The following is a 13,098-nucleotide window of genomic DNA, read 5'->3' as shown; positions in this document are numbered from 1 at the left end:
GCTTCAAGTAAAACGACTTTTTAATCTTCACCAGTTTCAATCAAGCCATAACGACCATCATTTCGACGGTAAACAATGTCAATGCCTTCTGAATTAGCATCTTCGTAGATAAAGAAATCATGACCCAACATGTTCATTTGTAAAATGGCTTCTTCATTATCCATTGGTTTTAAGGATAATCGTTTAGTTCTTACTACTTCAAATTTTGATTCAGCTTCATCTTGTTCTTCTAAGTCAGCTACAAGTTCAGCTGAAGCAAAATCAAGTTTTTTGTATCCTTTTTCACGAGACTTCCGGTTAACCTTAGTTTTATACTTTCTGATTTGACGTTCTAACTTATCCGTTACCAAATCAACGCTAGCATATAGGTCATTAGAAACTTCTTCAGCCCGAAGAGTCATGTATGGCAAAGGAATTGTGACTTCTACTTTCGCCTGTTTATCCGGATAAACCTTCAAATTCACATGTGCTGACGCCTGAATGTCATTATCAAAGAATTTTTCTAGTTTACTGATTCGTTTTTCAACGTAATCCCGAATTGCTTGAGTCACCTCAATGTTTTCACCACGAATATTAAAATCAAGCATATTAATCTCTCCCTTCACCATATTAATTATGGTAACGATAGCTTGGCTACCGTTTCTATATCCATAGTATAAATGAAAGCGGAATAGATAACAAATATTGCGCTTTTTATTTTTAACGAGCCAGCGTTAGGCCCGTCACAGACCGAGCTCCAGCCACTTTAATCAAATCGGCCGCATGCCGAATTGTCCTACCAGTTGTATAAACGTCATCAACAATTAAAACATCCCGGTCTTTAATAACTGGTACCGCCCTAGCGATCAACTCAAACGGCTGCTTTAGTTCTAATCGCTCGCGTCGATTTTTTTGAGATTGAGCGACCGTCTTAGTAGTGGTAATGGGAGTTAACACATCATAGTACTTAATGTTAGCAAACCAGCCAGTTACCTGATTAAAGCCCCTAGTTCGTAAAGTGGTTTGATTAACTGGAATAGCTATTACTATTTTTCCTTCCTGCTTAATGGCTTGACTCAGTTCTGATTGAAACACAAACCTTAATCGGTAGTCCCCCATAAACTTATACCTAGCCATATAATCCTTCAATGCAGAATTGTATTCATATAATGCACGATTAGTAAATGAATCATTCTCCCATTTTTGGCAATCATTACAAGGATTAACTAATTGTTCATTTAACAAGCGACCACAACTAGAACAAGTTGGCTTTTCTACCAACGAATTAAAGGTTTGCTGACAATGTGAACAAATCGAAGGTGCGGTTAAGGGACGAAAACTAAAAATATCTTGAAAACTAAGCCCATTACTAAACTGCTTAGTACATAGTAAACATTCTACCATTACTTAAACCCTGCCTTTTTATTCATCATTTTAATTTCTCGTTGAGCTTGTTTAATAGCATTCGTACGTTTATGGAGATAAAAATACACGTCTCCACTAGGTCGCTTAACATTGCGCCCAACGCGTCCCGCAATTTGAATTAAGGCTGCTGCGGAAAAGATATCGTCGTCGGCTCCTAACACTAATACATCAATTAAGGGAAAAGTAACTCCCCGTTCTAAAATGGTAGTAGTAACTAAAAACAAAGTCTCCTTATTTCTCATCTGTCGCACTTTATCAACTCGTTTCGGGTCTTTTGCATGGACCGTAATGATTGGTAAATTCAACCGCGGCTTTAAAATTTCACTCACTAGCTTTAAATCAGCGATGTGCGGGACAAAAAGCAAAAAAGGTTGTTGTTTAATAATCCGTTGTTCAATAGCAGTTACTAATTGAGGTGGCAGTTTTCTTTGCGTTAATCTGGCTCGCCAATTACCAACTTTAACATTAGTAATAGTGGCTAGTGGAAAGCCATGAAACCGTCTAGGCAAGTAACTAACGGCCAACTTTGTGGCTTTAACCTGCTGTTTTAAGGTGGTATCTGGTGTAGCAGTGAGGTAGATAACACTGCTAGTTACTTTTTTGGCCCGCTGGATAGCATAATGCAGTTGCTTATTGCCAGCTAATGGAAAAACGTCCACTTCATCAATGATTAGCACGTCAAAAGCGTGGTAAAATCGAAGTAACTGATGTACCGTTGCTATCACTAATTGGGTATAACTGTACTTTTCAGTAGTTTTCCCATATAGTAAACAGCTAGTCACATCTGGAAAGGCCGTTCGGAGTCTGGGAGCTAATTCTAAAATCACATCAATTCTAGGAGAGACCACTGCTACTCTCAACTGTTGCCTAAAAGCATGTTCTAGACCTGGAAAAAGCATTTCCGTTTTACCGGCTCCGGTTACCGCCCATAATAATCGGTCTATTCTTTTGTCTATAGATGCAATTACTTGTTTAGCGCAGTTTCGTTGATCATTTGTTAAAACTCCTTGCCACTGGCAACTACCCGTATAGTTAAATTGGTTGGGCTCGTTAATCGTAATGAGATTATCGCTGGACGTTAGTCTTCCCATCTGAAGACAATTGGCACAATAAAAATGATCAATTGCTAGTTTGGTTTCTTGTTTGTTAATTTGGCTGCCACACCTTACACAAATAACATTTTGCCCGCGACGGGTAAACGCCGAAAAACTGTGACACGCTGAATTTGTAATTAACGACTCAGGAACCTCTTGTTCTTTAATTTGTCGACCAAACAAATCACTTAATTGCATTACCAATTTCATCACCTCATCAATAAATATTTCTCGGAGGAACCGTTAATGAGTTTTTTAACAATTGCCACTACTGGTAAATACGAAGAAATAATCAAAAAATCACGTTTTATTTGTCATTTAGCACCCGTTGAATCTGAATCCGCGGCTAAAGAATTCATTGATCAAGTAATATCTGATAATCCTAAAGCCAATCATAATTGCTATGCCTACCTCGTTGGCGATACTGACCAAATTCAACGAGCTAGCGATAATGGTGAACCTTCTGGAACTGCTGGTGTTCCGATTTTAGAAGTATTAAAGAAAAACCAGCTTCATAATGTGGTTGCCGTAGTTACTAGATACTTTGGCGGTATTAAATTGGGGGCTGGCGGCTTAATTAGGGCTTATAGTGGTACCACTGCTTCAGCAATCGAAACCATTGGCATCGTAGAATTAGTAGATTTTCAAATGCTAGGTATCACCATTGAATATTCTCAACTCGATTCTTTAATCTATTTCTTAAATACCCAAAGCATCGTTATCAAAAATACCGATTACGAAAGTCAAGTTACCGTTACAATTGCAGTTAGTATTAGCGAACAAGAAAACATTATTAATGAACTAATGGATCTTTTAAGCGGTAAGTTAAGTATTGCCAAAGGAACAATTCAACCTGTCGCCCTACCATACAAAAAAGGAAATTAGCAATAAATGCTAATTTCCTTTTTTAATGACTATTTTTACTAGTGGTGCCTTTAACTAATTTTTTAATTCCATTTAATAATGGTTGTCTATTTTGCCCCACCAAGCCGATTGTTTCCACAAACAATTCTAAGCCGATCAACACCGCAATTGTTAACAGAATTGAACCCCATAACGATGAAATTGGGTAAAGTAAAGAAATAAACGAAAAAATCAAAGCAATTCCATAAATTACCAATACTGTCTGTCGATGAGTTAACCCTAAACTCATTAACCGATGATGCAAATGCATTTTGTCGGCATGAGAAATGGGTTCTCTATTCAATTTCCGTCTTAAAATAGCATACAAAGTATCGGTAATGGGAACTCCTAAAATAACTACCGGAATAATAACGGTGATAAAGGTAGCATTTTTTAAGCCAAACAACGAAAAAACGGAGATCATAAAACCAATAAATAACGCCCCAGTGTCACCCAAATAAATTCGGGCTGGGAAAAAATTATATGGTAGAAATCCTAAACATGAAGCTACCAAAGCAAAAATCATAATGGAAACAAAGACATTTCCTACGTTTAAAAAGAACATCCCGGTAATTCCCATAGTGCTTAATGAAATGATCGCTACACCTGTAGCCAGACCATCTAGTCCGTCAATCAAATTGACCGCGTTAGTAATCGCCAAAATCCATAACCAGGTAAGCGGCAAACTGAGCCACCCTAACTGTACCGTAATAAATGGCAACGTAATGGAGGTCATTCTAACTCCAGCAAAGAAATAGACCCATAAAGCTGCCAGTGAAATTCCTAATACTTTTTGACGCGGCTTTAATTCAAAAATATCATCAACAATCCCGGTTAAAACAATAATAACTTCTCCACCAAAAATTCCCAATAATGTTTTAGTCGGCATTTGGTTTCTCAAAAGAATCATTGTAGAAAATGTGAAGGCAATAAATATTGCTAACCCACCAATTGTCGGCATCGGCACCTTATTAACTCGTCGGTTATTCGGAGTATCAACGGCTCCGACCTTAAAGGCTAGCTTTCGAACAAATGGGGTCAAAATTGCCGAGATAATCATGGTTGCAACTAATGAAACAATGATTTCAAACCTCAAGATATTAACCTCAAATTTATTTTAGTTTTAATTAATTATACAAATCGAACCGACTAAATACAAGCTAACTACTGGTTCTTGTAGATCTTTAATAAAAATTGAACGTTTTTAGCTAGATTTAAGTTCTATAATTTTGTGATTCAATGAACTTTCAATTTACTTTTAAATTGTTTTTTATTTGTGAAATGCTATAATGAAGGTGGTTAAAAAAAAGCATTTTGAAAGGAGATAGTAATATGAACGATAAGCAAAACGTGGAGACTAAGGAAGCTCCAATCCTTGTCCAAATGGGAATCTTTGCAGCTGTTCTTTTTGTATCTAGCCTTATTTCACCATTATTTCCAGCAAGCTTTCCGGTGCCAACACCTGTGATTGGTTTAATTTTAATGTATTGTTTGTTAGCCTTTCACATTGTGAAATTGGAATGGGTTGAAAAGTTTGCTGATTTTATGATCGGCTTAATTGCCTTCTTGTTTGTTCCTTCAGGTATCGCTTTGACAGCTAGTTTAGACGTTATGAAAGACCAAGGTGTTCAACTGATCATCGTAATCATTCTTTCAACGGTAATCTTGCTTGTTGTTGTAGCATTGGTTACTTCATTGTTTATGTGGATTATGAAGAACGTCTTCCACAAAGATACTAGCGTTACCGAATAAAGAAAGGATGAGTTAATTATGCAAGCTGAAATAATTAAATATTTGGGTACCCCGATCTTTGGAATTTTCCTTTCAATCGCGGTATTCTTACTGGGTCAATGGCTCTTCAAGGTTTCACACGGCTTTTTCCTATTTCAACCCCTTTTTGTTGGGATGGTTTTAGGAATTACCATTTTAGTTTTAATGGCTAAATGGTTAAATGTAGATACTACTTGGTTCTACACCAATGCTTATCTGCCAGGTGGTAATGAAATTATTTGGTTCTTACAACCTGCTACTATTGCTTTTGCTATTCCACTTTACCGTCGAAACGATATTGTTAAACGTTTCTGGCCGGTAATTATTCTTTCATTAACTATTGGACTATTTATTTCATTATTTGCCATCTTTGGTGTTTCTAAGGCCTTTGGCTTAGACAATGCCGGTATTCTTTCAATGCTTCCTCAAGCAGCAACTACTGCCGTGGCTATGCCAATCGCTGGTGCAATTGGTGGTATTCCAGCCGTTACTGCTATGGCCTGCATCGTCAACGCTGTTATTATTTACGCTTTGGCAACTTGGTTGCTTAAGATCTTCCACTTAAAAGAACCCGTTGGAGTTGGTTTAGGGCTAGGAACTGCCGGCCATACCGTTGGTTCAGCCAAAGCCTTACAACTTGGTTCAGTTCAAGGATCAATGGCTGCAATTGCCACCGTTATTATTTCAATTGTTTCTGATATTGTTGTTCCAATCTTTGTAAACATGATGGGCATTAAATAATAATAAATTAAAAACGACTCTTAAGGAGTCGTTTTTTTATACCTATTTTTCTATTTTCCAAGGGACAAAAATAAGGCTAACACTTATACCAGTGTTAGCCTTATTAATTTGTAGTACTACTCTTTTAGATGATAATTATAAGTAGCAATCACAATATTTTGTCTAGAATTTAGAGTAGCTCTTAAACGTAAACTAGTTTGGTTATGCAAAATGTTTTCCCATGGATGACGAGGAACAAATTGTGGTACCAAAACCGTAGTTGAATAATTTCTATCTTCAGCTCGTTTGGAAATTACATCGCAGAAACGTAATGTTGGTTGCGCAATTGAGCGATAAGAAGAATGAATATCCACAAATCTAACATCCGGGAATTCTTTTTTAAATTCTTCAGCTGTTTTATGTTCTTTTTCAGGATTAGCATCAAAAGAAACATGCATTGCAATTACGTAATCCCCAATAGATTGAGCATAACTAATCGCCTTAGCCGTAACTTTGGTAACCCCACTGACCAATACAATAACAGTAGCTCCATCATAATGATGAGTTGCGGCAATGCTTCTAGCTTCTTCTTCCACCCTTAATTGTTCAGCTACTCGCTTGTAATGTCTGTGAATCTTGTAGAAGATTCGTAATAACAATGGCATAACAATCAAGTAAGGCCAAACATTTTCAAACCGTAGCAAGAATAAGCAGATTACTAATGAAACTGAGATGAAAGCCCCTATGAAGTTAATAGTGGCTTTTCCAGCCCAGAATTTACCCTTATTACGCTTCCAGTGAATGATCATCCCCGATTGCGATAAGGTAAATGGAACAAACACCCCAACGGCATACAATGGGATCAAGGAACTGGTTTTACCACCGAAAATTAAGATTAATACAATTGCCCCAATGGCTAATGAAATAATCCCGTTAGAATAACCTAATCGATCGCCTTTGTCCAAGTAAGCATGTGGTAAAAACTTATCCTTAGCCATATTATAAGCTAGCATTGGAAATGCAGAAAAACCAGTGTTGGCGGCCACCGCTAAAATCATTGCGGTAGATAATTGTAGTAAGTAATACAAGAATCCATGGCCAAAGACACCTTCACCAATTTGAGAAAGCACCGTTTCATGTCCGTTTGGTACAATTCCCATATAGTAACTTAGGTAGGTAATACCACCAAAGAAGATTCCTAAAATAATTGCCATAATCGCTAACGTAGCGGAAGCATTATGACTCTTGGGAGTCTTAAAGTTTGGTACCGCGTTACTGATCGCTTCCACCCCAGTCAATGATGATGATCCAGATGAGAAAGCTCTAAGGAATAGCACTAGTGTCATTCCCTGAACTGGAGCATTAATTCCAGCAGCAGCGTGATACTCAATATTACCGGTTAAAATATTATAGCCACCGTAAATAATCATGAAAATAATCATTACAATGAATAGATACACCGGTAAAGTCAAGAAGCTAGCCGATTCACGTAATCCCCGTAAATTCAATAACATAATTCCAATAACAATCAGACAAGATAATAGCACTTGATGGCTGTATAATGCGGGAATTGCGGAAGTAATGGCTTCAGTTGCTGAAGTAGTTGATACGGCTACGGTCAACATATAGTCAACTAGTAACGAACCCCCAGCAACCAATCCGGCCCCTTGACCCCAATTGGTACTTGCTACCACGTATGCTCCCCCTCCTGAAGGGTAAGCATGAATAATTTGTTGATAAGACAACGTAATTGCAGCTAACAAAACTAGAACAAGGGCTGCAACCCAAATTTGATACATCAACGCCGCCATTGAGAGTGTGATCAAAATGGTAGTGATTTGTTCTGTCCCGTATGCCACGGATGACAAAGCATCTGACGACAGTAAAGCTAGCGCCTTAAATTTGCTCAGCGCCTGTCCTCCTTCGTCCGTCGTTTTCAAAGGTTTCCCAATTAAAACCCGTTTCAGATATCGCCACATAGCAATTACTCCTTTAACTCTTTGGTTAATAAATTGGCATATTTATTGTGCACTAAACTATAAAATCATATGCCTAAACCTAATGAAAAACAAGTCTTATTATTTTATTAAAGTACAAAAATATCTTAACACACAAAAAGTTTTATATTAACCGATATTACATCTTATCTGTCGTGCAGTAAAAAATAAAAATTCCAGCCAGATTAAATCAATTAAAATCCTTGATACTAATGTATTTTGTGATTTTATATTTTAATGGATGCTACTAATCTCATTTAATTTTAAAAAAAACCTAGGCAAAATTGCCTAGATTTTTGACGTTAATTTATTAAATTACATGCCCATTCCGCCTGGCATTGCAGGGGCCATTGGGGCACTATCATCTTTTGGTTCTTCAGCAACTACGGCTTCAGTTGTTAATAACAAAGCTGAAACAGAAGCGGCATTTTGAAGAGCTGAACGAGTTACCTTGGTTGGATCAACAATCCCGTCGGCGATCATATCTTCAAATTCACCGTTGGCAGCGTTGTAACCAATTCCTGGTTTTTCGTTCTTTAATTTTTCAACAATTACTGAACCTTCAACACCAGCATTTTCAGCAATTTGGCGAACTGGTTCTTCTAATGCTCGTTGAACAATCTTAATACCAGTAGCTTCATCACCAGTAGCTTCTAGCTTAGCAACGTCAGGAATAACATTGATCAAGGCAGTTCCACCACCAGGAACGAATCCTTCTTCAACAGCGGCCCGAGTAGCGTTTAAAGCATCTTCAATCCGGTATTTCTTTTCTTTTAATTCAGTTTCAGTAGCGGCACCGACACGTACAACGGCAACCCCACCTGATAACTTAGCAAGTCGTTCTTTTAGCTTATCACGATCAAAATCAGAAGTAGTAGTTTCAATTTGACCCTTGATTTCTTCAACACGAGCAGCGATGGCATCCTTAGAGCCAGCACCTTCAACGATCATAGTTGCGTCTTTAGTGACGTTAACCTTGCCTGCTTGACCTAATTGATCAATAGTAGTGTCTTTTAAGTTCAAGCCTAAGTCATCAGTAATCACAGTAGCACCAGTCAAGATAGCGATATCTTGAAGTTGGTCTTTACGGCGATCACCAAAGCCTGGAGCTTTAACAGCAACAACGTTAAAGGTTCCACGCATCTTGTTAAGAACCAAGGTTGGTAATGCTTCACCACCAATATCATCGGCAATGATTAACAATGAACGACCTTGTTCAACAATTTGTTGAAGTAGTGGTAAAACATCTTGGATGTTATTGATCTTCTTGTCAGTAACCAAAATGTATGGATTGTCGAGGTCAGCTTCCATCTTATCATTATCAGTTACCATGTATTGTGACATGTAACCACGATCGAATTGCATCCCTTCAACAACGTCTAAGCTAGTATCAACCCCACGTGATTCTTCAATAGTAATCACACCGTCGTTACCAACTTTTTCCATTGCGTCCGCAATTAACTTCCCAACTTCTTCATTAGCTGAAGAAATAGAAGCGATTTGAGCAATATCTTCTTTAGTTTTTACATCATGTGACATATTGTGAAGAGCAGCGACAGCTGCTTTGGTAGCTTGTTCGATCCCCCGACGGATACCAACTGGGTTGGCACCAGCAGTAACATTTTTCATACCTTCGTTAACAATTGCTTGAGTCAAAACAGTAGCAGTTGTGGTACCATCACCAGCAACATCATTAGTCTTAGAAGCAACTTCTGATACTAACTTAGCACCCATGTTTTCAAAATGATCAGGTAAATCAATTGCCTTAGCAATTGTAACCCCATCGTTGGTAATAGTTGGATTACCAGCAGTTTGTTCCAAAACAACATTCCGGCCTTTAGGTCCGATTGTAGTTTTAACAGTGTTTGCTAACTTATCAACACCCTTAAGCATGGATGTGCGAGCATCTTCTGAAAATTTAATTTCTTTAGCCATTATATATCCACCTCAACGTTTAATTTTTATTAGTTTAAAAAGTTTCTAGTCTACGATTGCTACAATGTCTTTTTCATGTAGAACAAGGTATGACTTTTCATCATAGCTCACTTCGGTACCGGCGTACTTGTCAAACATAACAACGTCGCCTTCCTTAACAGCTGGAGCAACGGTTTGACCGTTATCTAACACCCGACCAGCACCAACAGCAATTACTTTACCAGTTTGAGGCTTTTCCTTAACGTTACTTGCTAAGACAATTCCGCCAACGGTTTCTTCTTGTTCTTCTAGCGTTTCGATGATTACGCGATCTCCTAATGGTTTTAACACGATAATCCCTCCATCAATTTCAACATTATTAGCATTGTTAGCACTTATTTGTCAGAAGTGCTAAACACTGTTTATAATATATTATCATTCGCTAAGAAATGCAAGTGATTTGGTTAGAAAAATAAAAAAACGCAAACCAAAATAGGTTTACGTAATTAAACTACGAATAGTTATCAATAAAGTAAATTAGAGTTTGTAACTCATTAGTTAAGTCAACGTTTTGAACTCGTACCTTATCAGGAACGGATAACCGAATTGGAGTAAAGTTAAGAATTCCTTGAACTCCCCCAGCAACTGCATCATCCGTAACTTTTTGAGCTTCTGCAGAAGGAACGGTTAAAATGACCACTTTAATTTGTTGATCTTCTAATTGTTGACCTAATTCATCCATTGGATAAACAGGAACTCCGTCTTGAATAGTATTAACGATGTTTTCGTCAATATCAAAAGCCGCTGAAATACGGACATTACTATCCTTGTGGAAGTTAAAATTAAGTAAAGCGTGTCCTAAATTACCAACCCCGACTAAAGCCACACTGGTGAGTCGTTCTTGGTTAAGTATTTGTTTAAAAAAGTTAAGTAAATTATCTACGTCGTACCCATACCCTCGTTTACCTAAGGCACCAAAATAGGAAAAGTCACGGCGAATTGTTGCTGAGTCCACTTGGACTGCATCTGCTAGCTCGGTTGATGAGATCCGGTTTTTACCAGCATCGTGTAAAATGTTTAAGTAACGATAGTAAATAGGCAACCGTTTTGCCGTTGCCTTTGGAATATTGTCAACTGCCACGAAATATTTTCCTCCATATCCGTAGTTCAAAGATTATGTCTTGTGAAATACTTATTGGTACCTATTTTAACATACTAACAAAGATTGTGAAATAGATTTCAAATATTATTCTAATTTATTCCTTTTTTCCAGTATGCTAGAATAGTAAGAATAGAACTTTTAGAAGGGAGATTGCCTTGATAATTCTCCAGGTTAAAAATGCCACCAAACGTTTTAATGGTGAAGATTTATTTACTAACGTCAATCTTACGATCCAAGATAACAGTAGAATTGCCTTAGTCGGCCGTAATGGAGCCGGTAAATCCACCTTGATTAAAATGATAATGGACCAAACCAGTATTGACGGTGGTGAAATCACAAAGAAAAAAGATTTATCAATCGGTTATCTTGCTCAAGATACCGGACTAGAATCAGATAAAACCATTTATGCAGAAATGGAATCCGTTTTTGCTGAGGTGAAACAACTAGAAAACCAACTTCACGAAGTAGAAAATCAGATGGGAACCACTACTGATTCAGATCAGTTGGAGCAATTGGCTACCACGTATGATCGTTTATCAGTAGAATTTGAACGGCAAAATGGTTACGGTTATGCTGCCGAAATTCGGGGTGTACTACACGGCTTTGGCTTCGACGAACCCTATTACGACCACTTTATTAGCGAACTTTCTGGCGGTCAAAAAACTCAGTTAGCATTAGCCAAACTACTATTAGAAAAACCCGAACTCTTAATTTTAGATGAACCAACTAACCACTTAGATGTTGCTACTATTACCTGGTTAGAAGGTTATATTCAAAAATATAGTGGCGCTCTGTTAATCATTTCTCATGATCGGTACTTTTTAGATAAGTTAGTTAATGAGGTCTATGACTTAGCTCACAATACCCTCCATCATTATAAGGGCAATTATTCTAACTATATTACCCAAAAAGCGCAACTAGAAGATCAACAAGAGCGAGCTTATGAAAAACAACAAGCTGAAATTCAAAAACTCCAAACTTTTGTGGATAAAAATATTGTTAGAGCTTCTTCAACCAGGCAAGCACAGGCTAGAAGAAAACAACTAGCCAAAATGGATAGAATCGATCGTCCTAACAGTGATGAAAAAGTAGCTCATTTTACTTTTTCTGGTAATCGGAAAAGTGGCCATAACGTATTAAAAGTAACCGATGCCGCTGTAGGTTACGATGAAAAAATACTAGCAGAACCTATTAACTTAGACATCACCGCTAACCAAGCGGTAGCTATTGTGGGTCCTAACGGAATCGGTAAGTCTACACTGCTTAAAAGTATTTTAGACATTATTCCATTTATTAAAGGCACGGTTTCATTTGGAACCGGCGTTGATACCGGCTACTATGATCAAGAACAGCAAAGTCTTCACAATAACAAAACGGTATTAGCCGAATTGTGGGACGAACACCCCACCTCCCCAGAAAAAGATATTAGAAGCATTTTAGGTAGTTTCTTATTTTCTGGCGACGATGTTTTAAAGCAAGTCAGATCTTTATCTGGTGGTGAAAAAGCCCGCTTATTACTTACCAAGTTAGCAATGAAGCATGATAACTTCTTGATTCTTGATGAACCGACTAACCATTTGGATATTGATAGTAGAGAAGTGCTGGAAGCCGCTTTAAAGCAATTTGACGGCACCATTTTATTTGTTTCACATGACCGGTACTTTATTAACCAAGTGGCCACTTCAGTGGTTGAAATCAGCCCGGAAGGTAGTACTGCTTATCTTGGTAATTATGATTACTACGTCGAAAAAAAGGACGAACAATTAGCCCTCAAAGCCCGGAATGAGGAGCAAAATAATCTTGAAGCCAATACTACTACCAGTCTGCCTTCTAAAAATAATTATCAATTAGGTAAAGAAGCCCAGAAGAAACGGCGCAAGATGGAACGTCAAGTTCAAGATCTCGAAAATCAACTAACCGATCTTAAAAATCAACGGACGGCTATTGAAGAACAAATGGTTTCTATCGTTCAAACTGATTATGAAGAATTAGGTAGACTGCAAGCAGCTTTAGATGATAACCAAACTAAAACTGATGAAGTTGAAATGCAGTGGACCGAAAAAAGTATTGAACTTGAAGAATTATTAGAATAATCAATAAAAAAAGACTTTTGACAACTTAACCGTGTCAAAAG

12 protein-coding genes are annotated in these 13,098 nt (G+C 37.6%); 4 read left to right on the top strand and 8 right to left on the bottom strand.

Annotation, left to right across the window (positions count from 1 at the left end):
- Positions 1-20: 20 nt before the first annotated feature.
- The 3 genes from hpf to OXT66_RS06480 form a co-directional block, all read right to left on the bottom strand.
- Positions 21-587, bottom strand: a complete 567-nt coding sequence (gene hpf / locus OXT66_RS06490) for a ribosome hibernation-promoting factor, HPF/YfiA family (RefSeq protein ID WP_268596560.1) — start codon at positions 585-587, stop codon at positions 21-23.
- 112 nt (positions 588-699) lie between these two features.
- Complete coding sequence (locus OXT66_RS06485) at positions 700-1,383, bottom strand: ComF family protein (RefSeq protein WP_268596559.1); 684 nt, start codon at positions 1,381-1,383, stop codon at positions 700-702.
- A complete protein-coding gene (locus OXT66_RS06480) occupies positions 1,383-2,708 on the bottom strand; it encodes a DEAD/DEAH box helicase (protein WP_268596558.1) in 1,326 nt (441 codons plus the stop codon). Before OXT66_RS06480 ends, OXT66_RS06485 begins: the two co-directional genes overlap by 1 nt.
- A 36-nt stretch (positions 2,709-2,744) precedes the next feature.
- On the opposite strand from OXT66_RS06480, the gene OXT66_RS06475 reads away from it, so the two are divergent.
- Positions 2,745-3,383 carry a YigZ family protein gene (locus tag OXT66_RS06475; protein ID WP_268596557.1) on the top strand — a complete coding sequence of 213 codons (639 nt, stop codon included), beginning with the start codon at positions 2,745-2,747 and terminating at the stop codon, positions 3,381-3,383.
- 22 nt (positions 3,384-3,405) lie between these two features.
- Here the strand turns inward: OXT66_RS06475 and OXT66_RS06470 are convergent, their stop codons facing one another.
- A complete protein-coding gene (locus tag OXT66_RS06470) occupies positions 3,406-4,497 on the bottom strand; it encodes a glycosyltransferase family 4 protein (protein WP_268596556.1) in 1,092 nt (363 codons plus the stop codon).
- A 236-nt stretch (positions 4,498-4,733) separates the two neighbouring features.
- On the opposite strand from OXT66_RS06470, the gene OXT66_RS06465 reads away from it, so the two are divergent.
- Positions 4,734-5,153, top strand: a complete 420-nt coding sequence (locus OXT66_RS06465) for a CidA/LrgA family protein (RefSeq protein ID WP_268596555.1) — start codon at positions 4,734-4,736, stop codon at positions 5,151-5,153.
- Between the two features lie 18 nt (positions 5,154-5,171).
- Positions 5,172-5,912, top strand: a complete 741-nt coding sequence (locus tag OXT66_RS06460; protein ID WP_268596554.1) for an LrgB family protein — start codon at positions 5,172-5,174, stop codon at positions 5,910-5,912.
- A 116-nt stretch (positions 5,913-6,028) separates the two neighbouring features.
- On the opposite strand, the gene OXT66_RS06455 is transcribed toward OXT66_RS06460, so the two are convergent.
- The 4 genes from OXT66_RS06455 to OXT66_RS06440 all read right to left on the bottom strand — a co-directional run bounded on the left by OXT66_RS06455 (position 6,029) and on the right by OXT66_RS06440 (position 10,943).
- A complete protein-coding gene (locus OXT66_RS06455) occupies positions 6,029-7,870 on the bottom strand; it encodes an APC family permease (protein ID WP_268596553.1) in 1,842 nt (613 codons plus the stop codon).
- Between the two features lie 333 nt (positions 7,871-8,203).
- Positions 8,204-9,823 (bottom strand): chaperonin GroEL, encoded by a 1,620-nt coding sequence (gene groL, locus OXT66_RS06450; protein ID WP_268596552.1) that lies wholly within the window; start codon positions 9,821-9,823, stop codon positions 8,204-8,206.
- Positions 9,824-9,868: 45 nt separating this feature from the next.
- Complete coding sequence (gene groES, locus OXT66_RS06445) at positions 9,869-10,153, bottom strand: co-chaperone GroES (RefSeq protein WP_268596551.1); 285 nt, start codon at positions 10,151-10,153, stop codon at positions 9,869-9,871.
- A gap of 160 nt (positions 10,154-10,313) precedes the next feature.
- Positions 10,314-10,943: a redox-sensing transcriptional repressor Rex gene (locus tag OXT66_RS06440; RefSeq protein WP_268596550.1), complete on the bottom strand. Its 630-nt coding sequence runs from the start codon at positions 10,941-10,943 to the stop codon at positions 10,314-10,316.
- A 176-nt stretch (positions 10,944-11,119) separates the two neighbouring features.
- Between OXT66_RS06440 and OXT66_RS06435 the strand changes: the two genes are divergently transcribed.
- Positions 11,120-13,057 (top strand): ABC-F family ATP-binding cassette domain-containing protein, encoded by a 1,938-nt coding sequence (locus OXT66_RS06435; protein WP_268596549.1) that lies wholly within the window; start codon positions 11,120-11,122, stop codon positions 13,055-13,057.
- Positions 13,058-13,098: the final 41 nt, after the last annotated feature.

This window comes from Lentilactobacillus senioris, assembly GCF_026798195.1.
Classification (GTDB): Bacteria; Bacillota; Bacilli; order Lactobacillales; family Lactobacillaceae; genus Lentilactobacillus; species Lentilactobacillus senioris_A.
This window is presented reverse-complemented; position numbering and strand designations above follow the sequence as displayed.